Below are 377 nucleotides of genomic sequence, written 5' to 3' on the forward strand. Positions count from 1 at the left end.
CGCATGAACCCACCGAAAGCCGAGGAATGACGCAAAACTAGGGCCGAATGGTTAAGGGAGATTAACCATGCGCGAACTGCGCGCAAAAGTCGCAAAAGCCCGCTATGGCATGGGCCTGGTCTGATTCGAGACGTTCCCACCCATGTCTGTCGCCGCAACCGAGCTCCTCGGCTTCACCGCAGCTACGCTGACGACCCTGTGCTGGCTGCCCCAGGCCTGGCACACGGTCCGGACTCGGGACACACGGGCGATCTCGCTCTGGACACAGATATTCTTCGCGCTCGGCATCATTCTCTGGCTGGTCTATGGGCTCCTGCTGATGTCCTGGCCGCTGATCGGCGCCAATGCCGTGACGTTGGTGCCGGTCCTCGTCATCC

Annotated in this window: 1 protein-coding gene; it reads left to right on the plus strand. The window is 61.3% G+C overall.

Going from position 1 to position 377, the window contains the following annotated elements:
* Window positions 1-142: 142 nt before the first annotated feature.
* A partial coding sequence (locus AB4Y92_RS26485) for a SemiSWEET family sugar transporter (RefSeq protein WP_441822328.1) occupies window positions 143-377 on the plus strand: 235 nt, incomplete at its 3' end.

Source organism: Lysobacter sp. TAB13, assembly GCF_052113885.1.
Taxonomy (GTDB): Bacteria; Pseudomonadota; Gammaproteobacteria; order Xanthomonadales; family Xanthomonadaceae; genus Lysobacter; species Lysobacter gummosus.